The organism is Phenylobacterium sp. J426, from assembly GCF_024699945.1.
In the GTDB taxonomy this organism is placed as follows: domain Bacteria; phylum Pseudomonadota; class Alphaproteobacteria; order Caulobacterales; family Caulobacteraceae; genus Phenylobacterium.
The window spans coordinates 1,698,937-1,720,804 of sequence record NZ_JAJOMY010000001.1 but is presented as its reverse complement, the minus strand read 5'-3'; the positions used below and the strand labels follow the sequence as shown (position 1 = coordinate 1,720,804).

Sequence of the window (21,868 nt, the reverse complement as noted above, 5' to 3'; positions counted from 1 at the left end):
GCCGCCCTCGCCGGCGGCCGTTCCAATTTGGCCGCTGTTCGAGGTGGCCGCTCCTTTACGTCAGGCGCCGACGCGATGAAACAGGACATCCACCCCGACTACCACTTCATCACGGTCGTGATGACGGACGGCACCACCTACAAGACCCGCTCGACCATGGGCAAAGAGGGCGACACCCTGAACCTCGACATCGACCCGAAGACGCATCCGGCGTGGACGGGCGGCGGCCACCAGCTGCTGGACCGCGGCGGTCGCGTGTCGCGCTTCAACGCCAAGTTCGGCGCCTTCACGCGCAAATAGAGCCTTCCGGGCGGCTCTGCCGACGACGGCGGGCGCCCTGGCAAAGGACCTGAACGCCGCGAAGGGCGACCTTCGCGGCGTTTTCGCGCGTGCAGGCGCGGTCAGCTCAGGATCCAGCCGGCGGGCAGCCACGCCAGCTGGGCGTTCTGCACCGTGACCGTGCCGCCGTCGCCCAGATCGACGACGACGTCCGCACCTCGCTGGAACAGGGTGTAAGGGCCCTCGACGAGGAGGACGTCGCCTTCGGCTACGCTGAAGTCGGTGATGATGTCGGCTCCGCCGCCCGGGGCGAAGCGGAACAGGTCGGCGCCAGCGCCGCCGACAAGCGTATCGTCGCCACGATCGCCGGCGAGAACATCGCCGCCGTCCCCGCCGCGCAGCACATCGTTACCCTGGCCGCCGGCCAGGATATCTGCGCCATCGCCGCCATCGATCACGTCGTCGCCTCGCCCGCCGTGGACGAAGTCGTCGCCCCTATCGCCGAACAGGACATCGTCGCCGTCGTCGCCGTAAAGCGCGTCCCGCCCCTGGCCGCCGTGGACGATGTCGTTCCCGAGGCCGCCCCGGATGGTGTCCTCGCCCATGTTGCCGTGGATCCAGTCGTCGCCGCCGCCGCCGGTGACCACGTCGGCGCCATCGCCGGCGCTGAAGGTCGCGCCGCCGCCGACGAGGAACACGACGTCGTCGCCCGCGCTGCCGGTGATGGGCGGCGGCGGAGGCGGCGCCTCCGGTTCAGGCGCCGCGGTGAGGTTCTGGACCGCGACACTGGTGATCCCGATCGCATTGCCCGCGAGATCTAGGACGACCCCGCTGGCGCCGTCGTACTGGAGCGAGACGGCTGCGCCGGCCGCCACGGGCGCAGCAAGAGTCAGGACGACGGCTGCCCCCGAGACCGATACCCCGTTCACCGCCACCTGGCCGCCGCCGGCCGTGACCGTGACGCCGGCCGCGCTCGCCGCCTGCATCGCCTCGTCGAAGGTGAGCGTCAGCGTGGCCCCTGGACCGTGGCGGAGGAGAGCTGAGGCGCGCGGTTGTCCAAAGTGTAGCTCTGGTCCGCGCCGACGACCGTCGTCGTCAGCGCGTTGCCGGCGGCGTCGGCGAACGGACCGCTGAAGCTGAGCCCAACGACGCCGTTGAGGTTGGCCAGGTCGCCGCCCGAGAAGGTGAAGACATAGGTCAGGCCGTTGGCGCTGGAGCCGCTGAGGGTGGCCGTGGTTCCGGTCAGGGTCACCCCGGATGCGAGGCCGTAAACCTCCTCGTCGAAGGTCACCCGGAAGCTGATGATGTCGGCGTTGGTCAGCTCGCCTGTGGGCGTGTCGCGTTCGACGGAAAGGACGCGCGGCGCCGTGGCGTCGACCGTGACCGCCGCGAGGTTCCAGGCGGGGCCTTCATTGCCGGCCGCATCCACCTGACGCACCCGAACGACGCCGGCGCCATAGGACCCGGCCGGGAGGGTGAAGCTCGTTCCGCCGCCGGTGGTCCACTGACCGCCGCTGTCGGTAGAGAACTGGAACGTCGCGCCGGGCTCCAGACCGCTCACCATGATCTCGCCGTTCGAGGTGATGCGGTCGTTGTTCAGGCGACCTGTGTCCTCGGCGAGGGCGACGGTCGGCATGGCCGGCGGCGTCATATCGACCTCGAACTCGGCCAGGGCGCCCACGGCGGCGACCGCGTCGCCGGTGTCGTCGCGCACCGCGCCGCCGACCAGCCCGATCCGATAGACGCCGTCGGCCGCGGCCGACCACGTCCCGCCAGGGGCGGCGACGGTGTAGGTCGCAGTGCGCGCGCCGGCGTTCCAGGTGAAGCCGGTGACGGTCAGGGTGCTGGCGTCCGGGGCGGTGACGGTCACGTCGTCGAGCCCGATGGTCGCACCGTCGATCGTCCCGTCGGCGTCGCTGTAGGTGACGGTGAAGCTGTAGCTGGAGCCGCCGGCCGCTGCGACGTTCAGGTCTCCGGCGCTGGCGGACGCGGTGGGCCGGATGTTCGTCGTGAAGCTGTAGAGGGTGTCGCCGCTGTTGCCGGCGGCGAGCGCATTGCCGGACAGGTCGGTCACGACGCCTGCGTCCCAGCGGATGGCGATGATCTTGCCCTCGGGCAAGGCGGCGAGCTGCAGGGTCAGCTGTTCCGTGCCCCAGCCGCTGACGGCGCCTGAGCCGACTGCGATGGTCTGCACGACCGCGCCGTCGGTCACGTTGTACACCTGGAAGCTCCCGGTCCCGGGCAGGAGACGCTCGCTGAAGTGCAGCGTCGGCGTGGCGTCCAGTGGAACCTTCACGGCGTTGTCCGCCGGCCCAGAGACGGCCGTCAGCGTCGGTGCGACAGTGTCCGCCTGGTAGGTGATCGTGTCGCCGGACAGGTTGAGGTTGTCGAAGACCGTACTGTTCGCCAGCACGATGCGCAGGTCGTATCCGGGCGTGGCGTCGAGCCCGACATTCAGGACGCTGTAGAAGCCGTTGAAGCTGATCGAGACCTGGCCCGCCGTCAGGGCGGCGCCGTCGCTCCGGCTGATCCCGCCCGAAGGCGCGAACGGCAGGATGATGCGGTCGCCGGCGACGAAGTCCGAGATCTGCACCGCGCCGGCCAGACCTTCGGAGACGTCGAAGGCGTCGGAGCCGGCGCCGCCCACCAGGGTGTCAACCCCGCCGCCGCCCCTGAGCGTGTCGTTTCCGCCGTTGCCGCGCAGCAGGTTGTCGACGTCATTGCCCTGGATCAGGTCGTCGCCTGAGCCGCCATAGGCCGCCTCGATCCGATACCCGCCGCCATTGTGGAGGTAAGGCAGCACGATGTTGCCCGGCGGCTTCACGGCGGCGTCACCGGCATCCAGCGTCGCGTACTGCCCGCCGAGATTGCTCCAATGGCCGGGCCGCAGGTCGAGGGAGAGACCGACGCTGTAGCTGGCGAAGTTGATCGTGTCGAAGCCCCCGCCGTCCCACAATGCGCGGAAGATCACCGCGGCGCTCGGATCGAAGGTGTAGGTGGTGTCGCCGATGCTGCCGGTCAGTGCATTCGTGTTGACGCCGTAGAGGTGCTGGATCGCGGCGATGTCGTTCAGCATCGGCATGGCCGGGTAGCTGCCGGCGCCGATCGTGTAGGCAGCCGAGGATCCGCCCTCGTAGCTGACGGAGCTCAAGACGGACTCCGGGACGGCCATGGCGTCGTCTTCCGGGAATCCCGCAGCGGCGGCGCCGGGGTCCTTGAGCCCAAGGGCCACGGCGATCTGCTGGAGCGCCATGAAGTAGCTGTAGGACCCGGCCTGCGTGAGGTCGGTCCCGCTGATCCCGCTGCCGAGTTGGATGTCGCCGGCCAGCGCCGTATTGCCCGGGCCGAACGCGCGCGCCGTGGGATTGTCCGCCGCGCGATACCAGTAGATCGACAGGTCCGCCTGCGCAGGGTCGGCCACTTCGGTGAAGGTCAGTCCGGAGACCTCCGCCCACCGTGCGAGGATCGACTTGAAGGCGGTGACCTCGAGGCCCGACAGCGCCGCGAAGGCGCTGTTGTCGCCGAGGGCGTAGCCGAGCGAGGCGGATGAGGTGGCGAAGTGGATGGTGAGCGCCCCGCCGCCCCACTTCACGCCCGACAGCAGAGCGTCGATGTAGCTGACGCCTGAAGCGCCGATGGTGGCTGAGGTCGTCATGCGCGGATCCCCTCCCTCACGCGGGACCCGCCGGAACAGGGCGACAGGCCACAACCTAAAGTGCAGGTCCTACAACAACCGTCTCGCGCCGGCCAAGCTTTGCTGGCGTATTTCTACGGGGTCGTTGCAAATTCATAATCCGCGGGTTATGAGTTTACGCATAGCCGGAGAGTTATGAGTGACCTCCCCCCGACGACCTCTTTCGTAGCCTCGCAGACCCCACGCGGCGGGCGCTGTTCGAGCGGCTCTGCCGCGAGGGAGAGCAGACCGTGGGCGCGCTGACGGCGCAGGCGGGGGGTCTCCCAGCCGGCGGTGTCCAAGCATCTGTCGGTGCTGAAGCAGGCAGGGTTGGTGCGCGATCGCCAGGCCGGCCGGCAGACCCACTACCGCGCCGAGATCGGGGCGCTGGCCCCGCTAGTCGACTGGACCCGCGAGCTCGCAGGGTTTTGGGAGCGCAAGTTCGACGACCTCGAGGACCTGTTGAGGAGGATGGACCAATGAGTGAGGCCGACATCCGCTCGGTGGTCGTGGAGCGCGAGCTGCCGTTCCCACCCGAGAAGATCTGGCGGGCGCTCACCCAGCCCCACCTGATGGCCGAGTGGCTGATGAAGAGCGATTTCCGGCCGGAAGTCGGCCACGGCTTCAACTTCACGGCCGACTGGGGCGTGCTGGATTGCGAGGTTCTGGAGGTCGAGCCCCAACGGACGCTCACCTACACTTGGAACGGCCTGGGCCTCGTCAGCACGGTGACCTGGACGCTGGAGCCCACGCCCGGCGGGGCCCGGCTGCGCATGGAACAGGTAGGCTTCAAACCCGACCAGGAGCGCGCCTACCGGGGTGCGACGAGCGGCTGGCCGCGGTTCTTCGACAGCCTGGCCGAACTGCTCGGCAGGATTGACTAGAGGGAGGACGACCATGACCTGGAACACCCGGATCCGTCAGATCCATCGCTGGCTGTCGATCCTGTTCGTGGTGGCGGTGATCGCCAACATCGCCGCGCTGGCGACGGGGGCGCAGGCGACCTGGATCGGCCTGATGGCGCTGGTCCCGCTGATCCCGCTGATGCTCACCGGGCTCTACATGTTCGCCCTGCCCTATCTGCGGCGCACGCCATGACCAGACTGCTGGCCGGAGGCAACCCGCAGATCGCCAAGGGCTACGGCGAGGCGCCGATCCAGGCCTACATCGCCGCGACGCCGGGCTGGAAGCAGGCGATCGTGGCGCGACTGGACGCCCTGGTGACCCAGGCCCTGCCGGGGGTGCGCAAGGCGGTGAAGTGGAACTCGCCCCTCTATGGCGCGCCGGACGAGGAGGGCTGGTTCCTAAGCCTGCACGGCTACGACCGCTACGTGAAGGTGGCCTTCTTCCGGGGCGCGCTCCTCGAGCCGCCGCCGCCGGTCGGCTCGAAAACGCCGTCGGCGCGGTACTGGCACGTACACGAGAACGACGTCATCGACGAGGCCCAGTTCACCGCCTGGGTGACACAGGCGGCGAAGCTGCCGGGCGAAAGGATGTGAGGAGGAGGCGATGAGCGCAGCCGAGATCGACGCGAAGATCGAGAGCCTGGGCGACTGGCGGGGTGACACCCTGGCGCGGATGCGCGGCCTGATCCGCGAGGCCGTGCCGGGCGTGGTGGAGACGGTGAAGTGGGGCGGCACGCCCGTGTGGGAAGACGCCGGCATCCTCTGCACCGGTGAGACCTATAAGAAGGTGGTGAAGCTGACCTTCGCCAAGGGCGCCTCCCTGCCGGACCCCGACCGCCTGTTCAACGCCAGCCTGGAGGGCGCGACGCGCCGCGCCATCGACATCCCCGAGGGGGTGAGCGTGGACGCCGCGGCGTTCAAGGCGCTGGTGATGGCCGCGGCCGAGCTCAACCGCGCGAAGACAAAGTAGAGCCCGGGTCCCTGCAGGGGGAGGCGACCGCCCGCTACGACCCGAAGGCGTTCTTCAGGCGATCCAGGTGGTTGAGCACGGCGTTCGCCGGAGCCGGGGCGTCGGCGCTCTCGACGTACATCCGGCGATCGAGGTGGCGGACGCGCTCGTAGAGGCGCTCGGCGCGATCCAGCAGGATCAGCAGCGGCGCCGGCAGGTCCTCGGCGCCTTCGTGGACCTCGCGGGCCTGTTCCTCGGCGAGCCGGTAGCGATCCTCGCAGGCGGCGGTGGGCGGCATGTCGCCCTCGCGGACCGCGCGCTGGACCAGCAGCCAGGAGGCCACCTGCATCAGCCTCGTGGTGAGCCGCATGCTCTCGGACGCATAGGCCAGGGCGGCGTTGCGGGAGAGCAGCTTGGATTCCTGGCGACCCGAGCCGTCGAGGTAGGCTGCGGTCTCCTCGACCAGCTCCATGCCCTCCTGGAACGTCCGCTCGAAGAGCTCGGAGCGGGCGAAGTCCTGGATCACGGCGGCACGCCACTGGGACCCGGGAGCGGCGGCGAAGGCGTTGGGTTCGGACATCTGGTGTTCTGGTCTTTCGCGTTCTGGCCGCTTTTGATCCGTACAACGCCGTCCCGTGCAACCGTCGTGCCATCCGCCGGACAGCGGCGAAACGGCGCGGCGCCGGTGACTTGAACTCAGGCCCGGGGCTGGAACAGCGCGTCGGCGGCGGCGCGGCCGGCCCGTTTGCGGTCGAGCTGAGCCTTCACCCGGGCGATCTCGGACTGCAGGATCTCGATCCGCTCCTCAAGCTCGGCGGCGCCATAGAGCTCGAGATCTTCACGGACCACCTCCGCAAGCCTTTGACCGCGGGCGATCCGGACGTCAGCAGGCTCTTCCATCGCCTGTCTCTCCCTTTCGGCCCCCGTCAATGGGCGCTATCCAACCGCGCAACCGAGGCCAGCGCAAGTTCTGGGCAAGATACAGGAGCGTCACATGACCGTCACGGAGATGACCGCCATCGCCGTCGAGGGCGGCCGCGGACCGGCCGAGGCGCTGAAGGCCGTGCGTCTGCCGGCGCCTCAGCCGAAGGCGGGCGAGGTGCTGATCCGCGTGCGGGCCGCGGGGGTCAACAGGCCTGATGTCGTGCAGCGCAACGGCTTCTATCCGCCGCCACCCGGCGCGCCCGAGACCCTGGGTCTGGAGGTGGCCGGCGAGGTGGTCGAAGCGGTCCCCGCCAACAGCGGCCGATGGCGCCCCGGCGACCGGGTCTGCGCGCTCCTGGGTGGCGGCGGCTACGCGGAGTACGCTGTCTGCGACGCGCGCCATGCCCTGCCAATTCCGGACGGCCTGTCGTTCGACGAGGCGGCCGGCCTGCCTGAGACCGTCTTCACCGTCTATGCCAACGTGTTCGAGCATGGCGGGCTGAAGGCCGGCGAGACCCTGCTGCTGCACGGCGCGACGTCGGGCATCGGCACCACGGCGATCCAGATGGCCAAGGCCGCCGGAGCGCGGGTGATCGCCACCGCGCGCGGCGGGGACAAGGCGCGCGCCGCGCTGGCGCTGGGCGCCGACATGGCCATCGACGCCTCGACGCAGGACTTCGCCGAGGCGGCGAAGGCGGACGGCGGCGTCGACGTGGTGCTGGACATGGTGGGCGGCGACTATTTCGCCAAGAACCTCGAAGCCCTGAAGACCGGCGGCCGGATCGTCTACATCGCCGCCCAGGCCGGCGGCGAGATCATCGTGCCGATCTTCCGGATCATGCAGAAGCGGGCGGTGATCACCGGCTCGACGCTGCGCCCTCGGGACGCGGACGAGAAGGCCCGGCTGGCGGCGGAGGTGGAGCGGGTGGTTTGGCCCTGGATCGCGACGGGGAAGGTGCGGCCGCAGGTGGACCGCACATTCCCGCTGGCAGAGGCCGCGGCCGCACATGCCCACCTCGAAGGCGGGGCCCACGTGGGTAAGGTGATCCTGACCGCCTAGTGGCGGAAGACGCCCATCATCATCGGCTTGGCGAACACCGCCGGCGCCGCCTTCGGCCGGACGTCGGGGACGAGAGCGCCGAGGTCGGCGCAGGCGTTCAGGGTGGCGTTGAGCATCTGGGCGGCGATCACCGGGTCGACCGGGCGGATCGAGCCCTCGGCGATGCCGTCCGAGATCATCGAGGCGAAGCGGTCCGAGACCCTGTTCGCGTGCTCGACCGTGGCGCGGCGCATCTGCTCGGGCAGGGCGGTGAGGGCCGAGGTGCGCAGCAGCGGGCCGTGGTCGGAGAGCTGGAATTCGCAAAGGGCTGCGGCGCAGGCGCACAGGCGGTCCCACTCGCTGCCGGGCAGTTCCTGGGCCAGCCGCTGGCCGCGGCGCATGACCTCGAAGGTGCGCTCGAAGCAGGCGACCACCAGGTCGTCCTTGGCGTCGTTGTGGTGGTAGAAGCTGCCCTTGGTGACGTTGAGCTCGGCCGAGATCTTGTCGACCGAGGCCCCGCGGTAGCCCCGCCGGTTGATCAGCTTGGTGGCGGCCAGCAGGAAGGTCTCGCGCGCCAGCTCCGGACCCTCGCGGGCGGCCAGCTCCTCCATCCGGATCGGCTGGGGCGTCCAGGCGTCCGTCTCTGTGGCGACACCATTGATCAGGATGTCGTGCATCCGGTCGCGGACGCGCGGGTAGTCCTCGGGGTCGTACTTGGACAGCCAGTTGTGCGCCCAGAAAAGCTGCTCGATCAGCATGCGGGTGCGCGCCGTCCGGCGGCCGCGCGACATCCAGGCCAGGTCGGGGGCGTCGAAGATCTGCCGCACCTTGCGGAACAACCGGCCGTAGGCCTGAGCGACCTCCTCGCGACGCGGCTCGTTTAGCGCCCGCATGTCCGAGATCACCGGCAGCGGCGGGGCGTCCTCCACGACCGTCTGGCGCATGCGCTCGAAATAGAGGGTCAGCAATTCGTGCAGACGGTCGGCCGGGTTCGGCTTGGCCACGGCCCGTTCGGCCATCTCGATATAGGCCTCGATGCCGCGGGTGATCACCGCGGCGGCCAGGTCGTCCTTGCGCTTGAAATAGTAGGTGACGCTGGTGGTCGAGAGGTCAACGGCGGCGGCGGCGTCGGAGAGGGTGAGCCCCTTGACGCCCTTGCGGTTCAGGATGCGGGTGGCCGCATCCAGGATGGCCTCGCGCTTGCGTTCGAACCGGTCCGTTGATCGCGTCGCCGCGCTCCGTTGGGCCATGGACTATGTTACTCCCCTGAAACGCCTTTCTGCCTCGGAAACGGCCAAGGCGCAAAGGGGTCACCCTACGTCAGGCCGAGGGTGATCTGCGATCAGGTGGAGGCGAACGGATAGGGCGAGATCGACTTGGTGAAGTCGTCGACCGTCAGGGTCCGGGTGATCGGCTCGGCGGCGCGTTGCGGGCAGGCCGGCCGCTCGCAGATCCGGCAGGCCGGACCGATGCCGGTGGCGACCGGGTCCTTCAGGTCCAGGCCACGGGAATACACCAGCCGTTCGGCGTACTTCAGTTCGCAGCCCATGCCGATGGCGAGCTCCGAGTCCTCCCCCGCGTAGGGCGTGGCGATGCGCGACACCGTCCGCGAGAGGGTGAAGTAGCGCTGGCCGTCGGGCGTCTCGATCACCTGGGTGACGATGCGGCCCGGCGTGCGGAAACTCGAGTGGATGTTCCAGCGCGGGCAGGCGCCGCCAAAGCGCGAGAACGGGAAGGTCCCGCCGGCGAAGCGCTTGGAGATGTTCCCGGCGCTGTCGACCCGCACCATGAAGAACGGCACACCCCGGGCGCCCGGGCGCGAAAGCGTGGTCAGCCGGTGACACGCCTGTTCGTAGGAGACGCCGAAGCGGGCGCGGATCAGCTCGAGGTCATAGCCGGTGCGCTCGGCGGCCTCGTGGAAGGCCTGGTAGGGCATCAGTTGCGCGGCGGCGAGGTAGTTGGCCAGGCTAACCTTCACCAGGGCGCGCGTCGGACGGTCCGGCGGCGCGGCGCGGTCGGCCAGCGCATTGAGAAGCTCGCCGTTCTCCAGCACCGCCAGCTGATAGGCGAGCGCGAACGAACGGCCGGCGCCCGTCAGCACCTCGGAGAGAAACAGCCGTTTGCGGTGGTAGTCGAAGCGGCGGACGCTTTCCGGAAGCACCTCCACCGGGACGACGCGAACCTGCACCTTGTGCCGCTCGAGGAGCCGGGCGCGGGCGGCGGCGGCGAACTCCTGCGGCTCGGGCGCGAGTTCGGTGACGAGGCGGTCGGCCGCCTCCTCCAGTTCGGCGTAGTAGTTCTTCTGGGCCTGGATGTAGTCGCGCACCCAGTCGGACGGCGTGACCACCGAGCTTTCGAAGGCGCCCTCCTCCGGTCGGGCGGCATGGCCGAGTTCGCCGAGGCGGCGCTGGTCGAGGTAGGCGCGGTAAAGGCGGACGATGGCCTCAGACACCGCCGGGGCGCTGTCGGCCACCTCGCTGATCTCGTGGCGGGCGACCCCCAGATCGCGGAACAGCTGGTCGGAGAAGACCTCGGAGAGGCCCGTGGCGCTGGTCGACTCCGGATCCGACGACAGCGTCTTGAGGTCGAGGTCATAGGCCTCGGCGAGCCGCAGCAGCACCTGGGCGGTGACCGGGCGCTGGTTGCGTTCCAGGAGGTTGAGGTAGCTGGGCGATACGCCGAGATCCTCGGCCATGCGCGTTTGCGTGAGGCCCAGATCGCGTCGCAGGCGCTTCAGCCGCGCGCCGAGAAAGAGCTTCCGGTCGGTGGATCCCAGCGCCATGGCTGTAAGATTGTCACAGCTTTACAAGTTTGACAACGTATTCCTGTGACAACACGGCCTTTTGCCTCGGCTTCGGGCCTCGACCCTAAGGGAATTCAGGCGTTAGTGGCGCCGACGGCTTGTCAAAGAGCCCCGGATTTCAGCGTGGAAGAGGCATATGGCGTATCAAGACCACATCATCGAGATGGGCCAGCTCGTGAAGAGCAAGGGCGGCGCGTGGGACGGGATCGACCCGGAAGCCGTGGCCCGCATGCGCCTGCAGAACCGCTTCAAGACCGGCCTGGAGATCGCCAAGTACACCGCCGGCATCATGCGCGAGGACATGGCGGCCTATGACGCCGACCCGTCGCAGTACACTCAGAGCCTCGGCTGCTGGCACGGCTTCGTCGCCCAGCAGAAGATGATCGCGGTGAAGCGCCACTTCGGCACCACCAAGCGCCGCTACATCTACCTGTCGGGCTGGATGATCGCCGCCCTACGCTCGGATTTCGGCCCGCTGCCGGACCAGTCGATGCACGAGAAGACCTCGGTGCCCGCGCTGATCGAAGAGATCTACACCTTCCTGAAGCAGGCCGACGCCCGCGAGCTGGGCGGCCTGTTCCGCGACCTCGATGCGGCGCGTGACGCCGGCGACGACGCGAAGGCCCAACAGATCCAGGACAAGATCGACAACTTCGAGACCCACGTCGTTCCGATCATCGCCGACATCGACGCGGGCTTCGGCAACGCGGAAGCCACCTACCTGTTGGCCAAGAAGATGATCGAGGCCGGCGCCTGCGCGATCCAGATCGAGAACCAGGTCTCGGACGAGAAGCAATGCGGCCACCAGGACGGCAAGGTGACCGTCCCGCACGAGGACTTCATCCAGAAGCTGCGAGCCGTCCGCTACGCGTTCCTGGAGCTGGGCGTCGACAACGGCGTCATCGTCGCGCGGACCGACAGCCTCGGCGCCGGCCTGACCAAGCAGATCGCCTTCTCGAAGGAGCCGGGCGACCTGGGCGACCAGTACAACGCCTTCCTCGACTGCGAGGAGATCGACGCGACCCAGGTCGGCAACGGCGACGTTGTGATCACCCGCAACGGCAAGCTGCTGCGTCCGAAGCGCCTGCCGTCCAACCTCTTCCAGTTCCGCGCCGGCACGGGCGAGGACCGCTGCGTGCTGGACTGCATCACCTCGCTGCAAAACGGCGCGGACCTGCTGTGGATCGAAACCGAGAAGCCGCACGTCGAGCAGATCGCCGGCATGGTCGACCGCATCCGTGAGGTCGTCCCGAACGCCAAGCTCGCCTACAACAACAGCCCGTCCTTCAACTGGACGCTGAAGTTCCGCGAGCAGGTCTTCGAAGCCTGGCAGAAGGACGGCAAGGACGTGTCGGCCTACGACAAGGCCAAGCTGATGAGCGCCGAATACGACCAGACCCCGCTGGGCATCGAGGCGGACCAGAAGATCCGCAGCTTCCAGGCCGACGGCGCCAAGCGTGCGGGCATCTTCCACCACCTGATCACCCTGCCGACGTACCACACGGCCGCGCTGTCGACGGACAACCTGGCCAAGGAATACTTCGGCGAGCAGGGCATGCTGGGCTACGTCCTGGGCGTCCAGCGCGAGGAGATCCGCAAGGGCGTCCCGTGCGTGAAGCACCAGAACATGTCAGGCTCGGACATTGGCGACGACCACAAGGAATACTTCGCGGGCGAAGCGGCCCTGAAGGCCGGCGGCGTCCACAACACGATGAACCAGTTCGCCTAAGCGCAGGAGGAGGCGCCGGCCCGGGAGGGCCGGCCGCCTGGAGTGACCATGATGACCAAGGAACGGTTCTGGGTCGTCGGCGGCGAGTACAGCTGTACGGCCTTCAAGTCCCTCAAGAACGGTCCGCCCGAGGTTCTGGGCCCGTACGACAGCCGCGAGGAGGCCCGTGCGGCCTGGCGCAGCAAGTCGGACGAGACTCGCAGCTCGGCCACCGCCAAGTACGCGATCGCCACCGAACACCTCGTCCTGCCGAACTAGGCTTCAGGGCCGATCGCCAGCTATCTGTTGCCTGAAGGCTCCCCGCCCCTCTCCTGAGGGCCCGGGCGGGGAGCCGCTTTTTCTTCGCCCTCCGACCTGGAGCATCCCCGATGTCGCTCGACCTCGAAACGCGGCCCGCCGTGCAGCTGACCCAACCGATCGAGGGCCGCGACGCCGAGGTGCTGACGCCCGAGGCGCTGGCCTTCCTGGCCGAGCTTCACCGCCGCTTCAACGATCGCCGGCTGGAGCTGCTGGCGCTCCGCGAGGAGCGGCAGACCCGCTTCGACGCCGGCGCCAAGCCGGACTTCCTGCCCGAGACCAAGCACGTGCGCGACGGCGACTGGAAGGTCGCGCCGATCCCCGCTGACCTCACGGACCGGCGCGTGGAGATCACCGGCCCCGTCGACCGCAAGATGATCATCAACGCCCTCAACTCGGGCGCGCGGGTGTTCATGGCCGACTTCGAGGACGCCTCCTCGCCGACCTGGCGCAACATGATCGACGGCCAGATCAACCTGAAGGACCGCTGGGCTGACAAGATCGGCTTCACCGATCCGACGACCGGCAAGAGCTACGCGCTGAAGGAGAAGGTCGCGACGCTGATCGTCAGGCCGCGCGGCTTGCACCTGCCGGAAGCCCACGCCCTGGTGGACGGGGAGGAGATGAGCGGGGCGCTGTTCGACTTCGGCCTCTACTTCTTCCACAACGCCAAGACATCGCTGGCCGCGGGCTCCGGCCCCTACTTCTACCTGCCGAAGATGGAGAGCCATCTGGAAGCGCGACTGTGGAACGAGGTGTTCGTCTACGCGCAAGGTGCGCTGGGCATTCCGAACGGCACGATCAAGGTCACCGTGCTCATCGAGACGCTGCCGGCCGCCTTCGAGATGGACGAGATCCTCTATGAGCTGCGCGACCACATGGCCGGTTTGAACTGCGGCCGCTGGGACTACATCTTCTCGTTCATCAAGCGACTGAAGGCTCAGCCCGACGCCCTGACGCCGGATCGGGCGGTGATGACCATGGGCCAGGCGTTCCTGCAGGCCTATTCGTTCAAGCTGATCCAGACCTGCCACCGCCGGGGCGCCTTCGCCATGGGCGGCATGGCGGCCCAGATCCCGGTGAAGGGCGATCCCGCCGCCAACGACGCGGCCTTCGCCAAGGTGCGCGCCGACAAGGAGCGCGAGGCGACCAACGGCCATGACGGCACCTGGGTGGCGCACCCCGACCTGGTGCCGGTGGCCATGGAGGTGTTCGACCGGCTGATGCCCACGCCCAACCAGCTCGACAAGCTGCGCGAGGACGTCACCGTCACTCGCGAGGACATGCTGCGCGTCCACGAGGGCGAGCGGACGGAAGCCGGCCTGCGGGAGAACATCCGCGTCGGCGTCCAGTACATCGAGGCCTGGCTGCGTGGCCGGGGCGCGGTGCCGCTCTACAACCTGATGGAAGACGCGGCCACGGCCGAGATCAGCCGCACCCAGATCTGGCAGTGGCTGTATCACAAGGCCACGCTGTCCGACGGCCGGGCGGTCACGCCCGAGCTGGTGCGTGAACTGACCGACCAGGAGCTGGCCGGCCTGCGCCAAGTGCTGCCGGCCGACGCCTTCGCGAAGGGCCGCTTCGCCGAGGCCCAGAAGATCTTCCTCGACATGTGCCTGGGCGAGACCCTGGAGGAGTTTCTGACCCTCCCGGCCTATCGCGTCCTCGACTAGCCGTTCGCCGTCCCCTCGCAGGGACGGCGGCCCGCGGATGCGGGTCGGATGAGGGGTCTCTCTCGGCCGCCGAGGCGGGATGAGGGGACAACCTGCCCGGTGAGCCCGGAGACCCCTCATCCGGAAATCCGGCTGAACCGACGCGGTCCCTCGTCAGTTGGTCGCCCTCAGTGAGGAGGTGACCACATGGGATTGCTTGATCAGATCGTTGGCGGCGCGATGCGCGGCGGCATGGGCGGAAGCCGCGGCGGCATGGGCGGCGGGCCGCTAGGTGGAGCGCTCGGCGGAATGCTCGGCGGTGGCGCGCGAGGCGGCATGGGCAGCAAGCTGGCGATGGGGGTTCTGGTGGCGCTGCTGGTGAAGGCTGCGCGCGAGCAGAGCCGGCCTGCGGAAGGCCGCAGCTTCGACGCGCGGCAAGGCGGCGGCGGGCTCGGGGGCCTGGGCGGCCTGCTGGGCGGCCTGGGCGGCGCTGGCGCCCTCGGCGGCCTCATCGGGCAACTGCAGCAACGCGGGCTGAGCCAGCAGGCGAACTCCTGGGTCGGCAGCGGCCACAATGAGCAGGTGACGCCCCACCAGCTGGCCGATGCGCTGGGCGACGACACCATCCAGGAGCTGCAGCAACAGACCGGCATGCCGCGCGAAGCGCTGCTGTCGGAGCTGGCGCGCGAGCTCCCGGAGGCCATCAACCAGGCGACACCGTCCGGCCAGCTGCCGAACGATCAGGACCTTCACCGCCTGTCTGGCGGGTAGCCCGCTGCGGGGCGGCCATCGGCTCAGGCCGCGGCGCGCTCGCCCCGGTGCACGTGGAAGCGCTCCAGCAGGCTCGCCAGCTCGCCCATTTCGCTTCGCAGGCCCTGAGCCGCCGCCGAGGATTCCTCGGCCATGGCGGCGTTCTGCTGGGTCATCTGGTCCATCTGGTGGATCGCCTGGCTGACCTCCGCGACGGCGGTGGCCTGCTCGCGGGCCCCGCCCGAGACCTCATGCAGCAGGGCCTCCATCGAGGAGACGCGGCCCACGATCCGGCCTAGCGCCTCGCTGGTCTGGCCGACGAGGCGGGCGCCTTCCTGCACCTGCTGTCCGCTCGCCTGGATCAGGCCCTTGATCTGGCGGGCGGCCTCGGCGGAATGCTGGGCCAGAGCCCTCACCTCGGCCGCCACGACGGCGAAGCCCTTGCCGGACTCGCCGGCCCGCGCGGCTTCGACGCCCGCGTTGAGCGCCAGCAGGTTGGTCTGGAAGGCGATCTCGTCGATCGTTCCGATGATCTCCGCGACCTGGGCGGAAGACGCCTCGATCTGGGCCATCGCCCGGCGGGCCTGCTCCATGATCTCGCTCCCGCCCTCGGCCTCACGGCGGGCGTCGGCGACGCTCTGAGCCGCAGCCTCGGCGCTTTCGGAACTGCGGCGGACGGTGGAGGTGATCTCCTCGAGCGCCGCCGCCGTCTGCTCCAGGCTGGCGGCCTGCCGCTCGGTGCGGGCCGACAGTTGGTCCGAGGCGTCAGCCATCTCGCCGGAGTTGGCCAGCACGAGCGAGGTCTTGCCGGCGATCGCCGCCAGCGCCTGCTGCAGGGCCGCTGCGGCGGTATTGAAGTGATCTCCCAGGCGGCGGTAGTCGCTGGCCAGGGCGATGGAGATGCGGCTGGTCAGATCGCCGGCGGCCAGGCGCTCCAAGGCGTCGCTCAGCGCTTCCAGAGCCTGGGTCTGGTCGCGTCCGGCCGCCACGAAGCTGGCCTCCAGCTCGCGAAGCTTGGCGGCGTTCTGCTCGTGGACCAGGGCGGCGTCGCCCTGCAGTCGATTGCGTTCGAGGGCGCCTTCCCGGAACACCTGCAGAGCCGCGGCGATACGGCCGGTCTCGTTGGCGTCCGCCAGGCAGGGGATGTCGATCTCGGTCTCGCCAGCGCTCAGCCGGCCCATGGCGGCGAGCAGACCCGAGAGGCGGCGGGCGAGGCTGCGGGTGATCAGGAACGCCAGGGCGACCGCAGCCAGGACCGCGCCCGCGGTGAGCGCCAGATTGATCACGAGCTGACGCTTGAACGCGGCGATCCGGAGGCCGAGCAACCGGTCGAGTTCGACGTTGGCGGTCCGCCAAGTGAGGTCGACCTCGGAGGCGAGGCTCGCAAAGGCCGGGGGTCGAGGCTCGCGCCGGCGAGGAAGGCCTGACTCTGACGGGTGGTCGCCTCGGCGGCGGCGGCGAAGGCCGTGGCCCGCGCCTCCAGCGCCTGGCGGGTGGCGCCTGAAGCGTTGTTCTTCATCCCGGCGGCGAGGGAGGCGTTCGCCTGGGCGGAGGCCATGACGAGGTGCTCGGTTGCGACGACGACGGCGTCCCGCCGGCCTTCGGCGTACGCCGCCTCCAGTTCGCGCACGGCCTTCAGCGTGGTCGGCAGACGCACCGTCACGGCGTCCATGACATAGAAGCTGTCCAGATCGGGATCGAGGGTGAGGTTCGAACCGTCCGCAACCGCAGCGATGAGGTCGGCGCCGGCCGCGGCGCGTGGCAGGCCGGGACCCGCCGCGACGAAGGCCTTCAGCGCCTCCGCCTGGTTGAAGCGGCCGTCATCGGCGGGCGCGGCCCCGCCGTCTCGCGCCGACCACACGGTCGTGAGATAGCGCGAACCTTCGAGCTCCTTGGCCGAGAAGGCGATCTGGGCAGTGCTGGCCTGAACGAAGAGGAACAGGAGCAGGGCCAGGGGCGCCGCGAACAATCCGCAGATCAGCGCGATCCGCGCTCCGAACGACCAGCGGCCGTTGATCCGCTCGAGCCAGCCCATCCCCGCCTCCGTGCGTACGCCCGCGAGGATGACGAGGCGAGTCCCCTAACGAGCCGCTAATGGCTCGGCTCGCTTGCGTCGCATTGGATCAAGCGGCGGGCAGGTCGGGCGCGGGTGTCGGTTTTCGCGGCAGCAGGATCATGCCCGCGCCCACGATCAGGGCAGCGCCGAGGACCACGGGACCGCCCGGAAGATCGCGGAAGACGATGAATCCGATGGCGGTGGAGCCCAGCAGTTCGAGGTAGCTGAGCGGCGCCAGCGTCGAGGCCTCGGCCCGGCGATAGGCCAGGACGGCCAGGATGTGGGTCGCCACCCCGATGGCGGCCATGGCGGCGAACAGCCAGAGGTGGCCCGGGCGCGGCGTCGTCCAGTTGAGCGCGGCTTGCGGCGCCAGCAGCACCACGCCGGCGAGGTACTGGAAAGCCAAGGTCTGGAAAGGGGCCGCTCCGCCGGCGATCCTGCGGGTGGTGACCTGGAAGCAGGCGAAGCCGACGCCCGAGGCGAAAGCCAGCAGAAGCCCGGGCTCGGGCGGGCCGCCGCCGGGCTGCAGGATGACGAGGGCGCCGGCGACGCCGAGGGCCAGGCTGAGCAGCTTGGTGGCCGTGAAGCGCTCCTTCAGCACCGCCACCGCGAGAAGCGAGGCGACGATGGGGCCGATGAAGTAGGCGCTCACCGCGTCGGCCAGCGGTATGCGGGCCACAGCGAGGTAGTAGAGCGTGGCCGAGGCGAGCAGGAAGACGATCCGCAGGAGATGCAGCCGAAGATGCTGCTGCGGGAAGATCGCCCGACCATGCAGCCTCACCGCGACCGGCGTTACGATCAACGCGGCGCAGAGGAAGCTGCACCAGCCGATCATCAGCGGCGAATAGGTCGCCGAGAGGTACTTGGCGAGCCCGTCGACGCCCGGAATGATCCGGTATTATGTAGCAAACGCACCAAGGAAGGTGCGACCGCCGCCAGATGGAGCGGCGAGTATCATCGAAACCGATGCAGCTTCACCATGCGCCGGAGTCCGGCCATGATGCGCCCATGGGTGGGGGCTATCTGGACTTGTGGCTTCGGCGTGCGTCAGACGACGCCGTCGCGTCCTTCTCCAAGGATTGGTGGCAGACGATCCCCGTCTTCGGGATCGGCTCCCTTCTTCAATTTTCCCTCTCCGGCAGCGCCGCTGTGAAGGAGGAGGCTTCAAGCTTCCTCCTCTACGGCGTGGCCGCCGTGATGGTCTGGGGCACGCTGAAGGTGGCGTTCTTCGCAATCACGGCGCCCTATCGGCTCTGGAAGGATGAGCGCCGACAGGTCCGGCATCTGACGCGGGAGCTTAGCCTCGCCACAGCCACCACCCACTCCAGGCTGCGCGTGGAACCCTCACCGCGAGTGAACTACGCTTGGTCAGAGAAGCAAGTCGAAGGCCGAAAAGGTCTCCTCAGTCCGATCAGGATCGGCTTTGAGGTGACGGTGAAGAACCTCAGCGACGAGCCGCTGTTGGACTGTCAGGTTTGGACGCGCAGCGCGCCAGCGGGCGAGGTCGCGAACTTCTTGACCCAAATGCCGTGGGTGCCAGCTAGCGGCGTCTTCGCCCTCCGTCCGCGGGAGGAGCTTAGCCACCCCCTGTATTGGACCGATCTAGAGACGGACGATCCGCGCCTGTCGTTCGTCTCCTACTACGAGCGCGACGGCCGGTGGCTGAGGGCTGAACATGCGCCGCACGTGATGCCGAACCATATCGTTGAGCTAGAGGTGCGCTCGATGAGCACGCCGCCGACCCGCCTGAAGTTCGTCGCCACGCGCGAAGGGCTCGATAGCAAGCTGGCTAGTCTTCAAGACGAAGAGTCGTCACTCCCATCGCGACAAGACACTGAACGAGGAACGCTCCCGTAAAGCCGCCTCGGCTGATCTTGTTGCGGAGGTTCGCCTCGGTTTCCTTGATACCGATGGCCGCAAGCTTCTCCACCAGACCGGCGTAGCTGATCTGGCGCTTCACCATCTCGCCGCGCAGCAGGCCCTTGGTGTGGGCGACCCAATCGCGTGTCGTCGCATCAGTCATGTTTATCATCATATCCGATGCGAAGGCCATTGACAACGATACATCGTGTCACTAGATCAGATGCAGACGCATCGGATTTGATGACAAATGGCCCAGCACTTCCTCCTCTCCGCCGCCGCTCGCAGCCTCTCCCTGGCGAAGGTGATGCGCATGACGGAAGACCAGGCGTTCGACGCCTTCCGGTCGATCCGCTGGGCTGACACCCAAGGCGATGCGGTCTGCCCCAGGTGCGGCTGCTTCGAGTGCTACACCTACACCGCCCGCCGCATCTTCAAGTGCAAGGGCTGCGGCTCGCAGTTCAGCGTCACGAGCGGGACCATCTTCGCCAGCCGCAAGATGGATCTGCGGGACATCCTGGCCGCGATCGCGATCTTCGTGAACGGCGCCAAGGGCCACAGCGCCCTCCAGCTCTCCCGCGATCTGGACTGCCAGTACAAGACGGCCTTCGTGCTCTCGCACAAGATCAGGGAGGCCCTGGCCGCGGAACAACGCGCCTCCAAGCTGGAAGGCACGGTGGAAGTCGATGGCGCCTACTTCGGCGGCTACGTGAAGCCCGCCAACCGCCGCGAGGACCGCGCCGACCGTCGCCGCAAGGTTCACCAGTCGGGCAAGCGTCAGGTGGTCGTGGTCGCCCGCGAGCGCGACGGCGAGACGCTGACGCACGTCGCCAAGACCGAAGCCGAAGGTGTTCCGTTCGTCCTCGGCAACGTCGAGCCGGGCGCCACCCTGCACGCGGATGAAGCCGGTCACTGGGATCACCTGGAAGCCCGCTACCTGACGAAGCGGATCAACCACAGCGAGGCCTACAGCACCCCGGAAGCCTGCACGAACATGGCTGAGAGCTTCTTCTCGCGCCTGCGTCGCGCCGAGGTCGGTACGCACCACCACATCGCCGGCCGCTACCTGGGCGCCTACGCCTCGGAAATGGCGTGGCGCGAGGACAACCGCCGGATCAGCAACGGCGAGCAGTTCCTGCTGGCCACCAGCTCAGCGCTGGCCCACCCGGTCAGCCGCCAGTGGAAGGGCTACTGGCAGCGGGGGTGAGTCACTGTGTCACGGCGCCTTTTGGCGCCGTTCCTGCTTGACCATGGCGGAACCGGACGCGCCCCCGGTTCCTTAGAGGAACCGCCATGGTCCCGCACCTACGACTCGTCAGTACTACGACCCCGCCCGAGCACCGCGAGCCCGACAACCTCACGGCATTTCTTGCCGCTCTTACCGAGGTGTCTGAGCGCTACGGCATTGCTATCTCGGACGGGGCCGAATTGTACGAGATGGAGCCGGACGACCGGCTATTCGCCTACCACTCGGACGCCGACAGCCGACTTAGCCGGTCCTAGTCGAACCGTCAGGCCGGTATTCGGCAGCGGAATGTGCGACGGCGGGTTCACGCCCCGCGTGGCCCGCAGCTCCGACAGCACCTCTGCCGGGTCCAGGGTCGTGCCGATCATCTGCTCGGAAGACGAACGCGGATTCTCGACCCACTTGGCTCGATAGACAATCAGGCCGGCGCCGATCTCTAGCGCGCGGAGCGCCAGCGCTCGCATGTAGTACATGTTGAACTGGCTCTCAGCGAGGGTCTGAGGCGCGGTCACGGGCACGCGGGCGAACGTATAGCCGCCGCTCGGCTTTCGACGCTCCACCTGCGCCTGGAAGCACCCTTGGATGGCGAGCTGGCCTGAAAGGCTGTCGTCATTACCGCTGCGGGCGGCTTCCAGGAGGAGATCGGGCCAGACGAGGGCGCCGCGCTCATTGAGGTAGTTGCTGATGTAGAGGCCGCGGGCGGGGTCGCTCTTCCCCTCATCAATGTCGGCCATGATCTCCGCGACCATGAGGCGGCGGGTTTCGTTATCAAGGTTCTCGAAGGTCAAAGACACGTTAGTTCACTTTCTGCGGCATCGCCGCGCTAAGTGAACCGGAAGCTTGACAAACAGATCAGAGGCGCCGAGGGTGCCCCTGCAAGTGATCCATCTCCTGCGCCTCCGGTTCGACGGATTTGCAGGAGGCCACCAAAAGATTCAGCCGTAGGGACCCCCATCCCTGCGGCTTTTTCGTCTGAACAGCCTGCAACTCGACAAACTACGGCGCCGCTCGACGATTCGGCGCCCCCTAAGATGTCGCAGGTAAATGTCGCAGGATACTTCTAGATATCTGAATATCTTTATTTCACTAGGTGGTGAGAACCCACCCCTTGTACTCCCCAGCCTGCGGGACTTCCTCAACCCACCCCTTCGCCCGCAGCTTGTAGAGCGCCGCGCCGACGCGTTTGCGGAACAGGGTGACCGTCTTGGCGTCGTCAGGCAGGCCCCGACCCGCAAGAATCTTGCGGGCCAGCCACAAGGAAGTTGCGGGCTCTCCGCAAGTTCTCAGCGCGGCCATCACGTCCCGGCGCATCTCGCCCTTGAAGGCTGCGTGCGGGCTCGGAACGGGCTTGGCGCGAGGTAGCTCCGCGTCGGGATCGAACAGCCTGATCGTGTGCTCTACGGCCTCCAGATCGGCCACCAGCCGGGCCAGGACGGCGCGGGTGTGCTCGATCTGGCCGGCTATCTCGCTGTGCTTCTCGCGGAGGCCGGAGACGGTGTTGGGGCGATCCATGCTATGCTCCGGGCGACGGCTCTTAGCTCAGGCGGAAGAGCGCCGGTTCACCCGGAGGCCCCTGTTCGAGACAGGGAGGGCCGTCACCTCATCCGATGAGCAATGCCATTATATCCGGTGACGTTGGTCGCGGTCTTGGTGTGTTTGCTACATAATACCGGAATGATCAGCATGGCGAGCGACATCAGCAGGAC

General features: G+C 68.2%; 24 protein-coding genes and 1 pseudogene. 13 read left to right on the top strand and 12 right to left on the bottom strand.

Annotated features, from left to right (window positions below; translation table 11 throughout):
* The first annotated feature begins 75 nt into the window (after nt 1-75).
* On the top strand, nt 76-300 hold the full coding sequence (gene rpmE / locus LRS10_RS08980) for a 50S ribosomal protein L31 (protein ID WP_257836947.1): 225 nt from the start codon (nt 76-78) through the stop codon (nt 298-300).
* 101 nt (nt 301-401) lie between these two features.
* On the opposite strand, the gene LRS10_RS08975 is transcribed toward rpmE, so the two are convergent.
* Nucleotides 402-1,265, bottom strand: coding sequence for a calcium-binding protein (locus tag LRS10_RS08975; protein WP_257836946.1), 864 nt, complete (start codon nt 1,263-1,265; stop codon nt 402-404).
* Nucleotides 1,266-1,285: 20 nt separating this feature from the next.
* Nucleotides 1,286-3,934 carry an Ig-like domain-containing protein gene (locus tag LRS10_RS08970; protein ID WP_257836945.1) on the bottom strand — a complete coding sequence of 883 codons (2,649 nt, stop codon included), beginning with the start codon at nt 3,932-3,934 and terminating at the stop codon, nt 1,286-1,288.
* Between the two features lie 233 nt (nt 3,935-4,167).
* On the opposite strand from LRS10_RS08970, the pseudogene LRS10_RS08965 reads away from it, so the two are divergent.
* The 5 genes and pseudogenes from LRS10_RS08965 to LRS10_RS08945 all read left to right on the top strand — a co-directional run bounded on the left by LRS10_RS08965 (nt 4,168) and on the right by LRS10_RS08945 (nt 5,827).
* Nucleotides 4,168-4,435: pseudogene (locus LRS10_RS08965) on the top strand (ArsR/SmtB family transcription factor).
* The gene (locus LRS10_RS08960) at nt 4,432-4,836 is read left to right on the top strand and encodes an SRPBCC domain-containing protein (protein WP_257836944.1); all 405 of its coding nucleotides are present in this window, start codon (nt 4,432-4,434) and stop codon (nt 4,834-4,836) included. The pseudogene LRS10_RS08965 and the gene LRS10_RS08960 overlap by 4 nt, the downstream one beginning before the upstream one ends.
* A 13-nt stretch (nt 4,837-4,849) precedes the next feature.
* Nucleotides 4,850-5,050, top strand: a complete 201-nt coding sequence (locus LRS10_RS08955; protein ID WP_257836943.1) for a hypothetical protein — start codon at nt 4,850-4,852, stop codon at nt 5,048-5,050.
* Nucleotides 5,047-5,451, top strand: coding sequence for a DUF1801 domain-containing protein (locus tag LRS10_RS08950; protein ID WP_257836942.1), 405 nt, complete (start codon nt 5,047-5,049; stop codon nt 5,449-5,451). The genes LRS10_RS08955 and LRS10_RS08950 overlap by 4 nt, the downstream gene beginning before the upstream one ends.
* Nucleotides 5,452-5,461: 10 nt before the next feature.
* A complete protein-coding gene (locus tag LRS10_RS08945) occupies nt 5,462-5,827 on the top strand; it encodes a DUF1801 domain-containing protein (protein WP_257836941.1) in 366 nt (121 codons plus the stop codon).
* 34 nt (nt 5,828-5,861) lie between these two features.
* Here the strand turns inward: LRS10_RS08945 and LRS10_RS08940 are convergent, their stop codons facing one another.
* Together LRS10_RS08940 and LRS10_RS08935 are read right to left on the bottom strand one after the other, a co-directional pair.
* Nucleotides 5,862-6,386 (bottom strand): DUF1465 family protein, encoded by a 525-nt coding sequence (locus tag LRS10_RS08940; RefSeq protein ID WP_257836940.1) that lies wholly within the window; start codon nt 6,384-6,386, stop codon nt 5,862-5,864.
* 116 nt (nt 6,387-6,502) lie between these two features.
* Nucleotides 6,503-6,706 carry a DUF1192 domain-containing protein gene (locus LRS10_RS08935; RefSeq protein WP_257836939.1) on the bottom strand — a complete coding sequence of 68 codons (204 nt, stop codon included), beginning with the start codon at nt 6,704-6,706 and terminating at the stop codon, nt 6,503-6,505.
* 94 nt (nt 6,707-6,800) lie between these two features.
* Here LRS10_RS08935 and LRS10_RS08930 point away from each other — a divergent pair, with 94 nt between their 5' ends.
* Nucleotides 6,801-7,790: an NAD(P)H-quinone oxidoreductase gene (locus tag LRS10_RS08930; protein WP_257836938.1), complete on the top strand. Its 990-nt coding sequence runs from the start codon at nt 6,801-6,803 to the stop codon at nt 7,788-7,790.
* Here LRS10_RS08930 and LRS10_RS08925 read toward each other — a convergent pair.
* Nucleotides 7,787-9,019: a TetR/AcrR family transcriptional regulator gene (locus LRS10_RS08925; protein ID WP_257836937.1), complete on the bottom strand. Its 1,233-nt coding sequence runs from the start codon at nt 9,017-9,019 to the stop codon at nt 7,787-7,789. The genes LRS10_RS08930 and LRS10_RS08925 overlap by 4 nt on opposite strands.
* 92 nt (nt 9,020-9,111) lie before the next feature.
* On the bottom strand, nt 9,112-10,551 hold the full coding sequence (locus LRS10_RS08920; protein WP_257836936.1) for a short-chain fatty acyl-CoA regulator family protein: 1,440 nt from the start codon (nt 10,549-10,551) through the stop codon (nt 9,112-9,114).
* A gap of 157 nt (nt 10,552-10,708) precedes the next feature.
* Here LRS10_RS08920 and LRS10_RS08915 point away from each other — a divergent pair, with 157 nt between their 5' ends.
* From LRS10_RS08915 to LRS10_RS08900, 4 genes are all read left to right on the top strand, one after another.
* Nucleotides 10,709-12,301 (top strand): isocitrate lyase, encoded by a 1,593-nt coding sequence (locus tag LRS10_RS08915; RefSeq protein WP_257836935.1) that lies wholly within the window; start codon nt 10,709-10,711, stop codon nt 12,299-12,301.
* Nucleotides 12,302-12,352: 51 nt separating this feature from the next.
* Nucleotides 12,353-12,559 carry a DUF4170 domain-containing protein gene (locus LRS10_RS08910; RefSeq protein WP_257836934.1) on the top strand — a complete coding sequence of 69 codons (207 nt, stop codon included), beginning with the start codon at nt 12,353-12,355 and terminating at the stop codon, nt 12,557-12,559.
* A gap of 110 nt (nt 12,560-12,669) precedes the next feature.
* A complete protein-coding gene (gene aceB, locus LRS10_RS08905) occupies nt 12,670-14,271 on the top strand; it encodes a malate synthase A (RefSeq protein WP_257836933.1) in 1,602 nt (533 codons plus the stop codon).
* 186 nt (nt 14,272-14,457) lie between these two features.
* Entirely contained in the window at nt 14,458-15,021 is a 564-nt protein-coding gene (locus LRS10_RS08900; protein ID WP_257836932.1) for a YidB family protein, read from the top strand.
* Between the two features lie 23 nt (nt 15,022-15,044).
* Here the strand turns inward: LRS10_RS08900 and LRS10_RS08895 are convergent, their stop codons facing one another.
* The 3 genes from LRS10_RS08895 to LRS10_RS08885 form a co-directional block, all read right to left on the bottom strand.
* Nucleotides 15,045-16,325, bottom strand: coding sequence for a methyl-accepting chemotaxis protein (locus LRS10_RS08895; RefSeq protein ID WP_257836931.1), 1,281 nt, complete (start codon nt 16,323-16,325; stop codon nt 15,045-15,047).
* Complete coding sequence (locus LRS10_RS08890) at nt 16,283-17,035, bottom strand: hypothetical protein (RefSeq protein WP_257836930.1); 753 nt, start codon at nt 17,033-17,035, stop codon at nt 16,283-16,285. The genes LRS10_RS08895 and LRS10_RS08890 overlap by 43 nt, the downstream gene beginning before the upstream one ends.
* An 88-nt stretch (nt 17,036-17,123) precedes the next feature.
* Nucleotides 17,124-17,945 (bottom strand): DMT family transporter, encoded by an 822-nt coding sequence (locus LRS10_RS08885; RefSeq protein WP_257839118.1) that lies wholly within the window; start codon nt 17,943-17,945, stop codon nt 17,124-17,126.
* Between the two features lie 119 nt (nt 17,946-18,064).
* Here LRS10_RS08885 and LRS10_RS08880 point away from each other — a divergent pair, with 119 nt between their 5' ends.
* Nucleotides 18,065-18,913 carry a hypothetical protein gene (locus tag LRS10_RS08880; protein ID WP_257836929.1) on the top strand — a complete coding sequence of 283 codons (849 nt, stop codon included), beginning with the start codon at nt 18,065-18,067 and terminating at the stop codon, nt 18,911-18,913.
* Here the strand turns inward: LRS10_RS08880 and LRS10_RS08875 are convergent.
* Nucleotides 18,846-19,079, bottom strand: coding sequence for a DUF6471 domain-containing protein (locus LRS10_RS08875; RefSeq protein ID WP_257836928.1), 234 nt, complete (start codon nt 19,077-19,079; stop codon nt 18,846-18,848). The two genes, LRS10_RS08880 and LRS10_RS08875, sit on opposite strands and share 68 nt — an antisense overlap.
* 87 nt (nt 19,080-19,166) lie before the next feature.
* Here LRS10_RS08875 and LRS10_RS08870 point away from each other — a divergent pair, with 87 nt between their 5' ends.
* Nucleotides 19,167-20,123: an IS1595 family transposase gene (locus LRS10_RS08870; protein WP_257836654.1), complete on the top strand. Its 957-nt coding sequence runs from the start codon at nt 19,167-19,169 to the stop codon at nt 20,121-20,123.
* A 248-nt stretch (nt 20,124-20,371) separates the two neighbouring features.
* Here the strand turns inward: LRS10_RS08870 and LRS10_RS08865 are convergent, their stop codons facing one another.
* Both LRS10_RS08865 and LRS10_RS08860 read right to left on the bottom strand, forming a co-directional pair.
* Nucleotides 20,372-20,896 carry a hypothetical protein gene (locus tag LRS10_RS08865; protein WP_257836655.1) on the bottom strand — a complete coding sequence of 175 codons (525 nt, stop codon included), beginning with the start codon at nt 20,894-20,896 and terminating at the stop codon, nt 20,372-20,374.
* A 352-nt stretch (nt 20,897-21,248) separates the two neighbouring features.
* Nucleotides 21,249-21,674: a hypothetical protein gene (locus LRS10_RS08860; protein ID WP_257836656.1), complete on the bottom strand. Its 426-nt coding sequence runs from the start codon at nt 21,672-21,674 to the stop codon at nt 21,249-21,251.
* Between the last annotated feature and the right edge of the window lie 194 nt (nt 21,675-21,868).